The sequence below is a fragment of the Acinetobacter lwoffii genome (assembly GCF_024129715.1).
Lineage (GTDB): Bacteria > Pseudomonadota > Gammaproteobacteria > Pseudomonadales > Moraxellaceae > Acinetobacter > Acinetobacter lwoffii_U.
On the sequence record NZ_JAMXXM010000083.1, the window covers coordinates 1 to 358 of the forward strand.

2 pseudogenes are annotated in these 358 nt (G+C 37.4%); one reads left to right on the forward strand and one right to left on the reverse strand.

The window, feature by feature from the left end:
* Nucleotides 1–89, forward strand: a pseudogene (locus NI462_RS15000) (ketoglutarate semialdehyde dehydrogenase); the annotation flags it as partial.
* Nucleotides 90–197: 108 nt separating this feature from the next.
* Here NI462_RS15000 and NI462_RS15005 read toward each other — a convergent pair.
* Nucleotides 198–358: pseudogene (locus tag NI462_RS15005) on the reverse strand (IS5/IS1182 family transposase); the annotation flags it as partial.

Consider the following 358-nt stretch of genomic DNA (forward strand, 5'->3'; position numbering starts at 1 on the left):
AAAGTCTGTTGCCTGAAGCATTAAGAGATGAGAATCCACTGAACCTGCTGAGACTCGTCAATGGGGAAATGACTCAAAACAGAATTTAAAAATAAACACTAGAATATGGGTAATAACATATAAGTGTTTAAATCTATTTGATAGGGGCTTTGTTGCACAAAGATTTGAAATGCAAAGCGCCCCTAATTGAGCCAAATTTAAGGCATAACTTGGGTAAGTGATCGACCTAATTCCGTAAATCTGTTGAGGACTGTTACACGTGCATGAATCTCATTCACTTGGCTATCAAAACTCCTTGCACTGAGTTTATCTCCTAATAATTTGATGCAATGCATCTTAGTTTCAACCAAACTTCGCC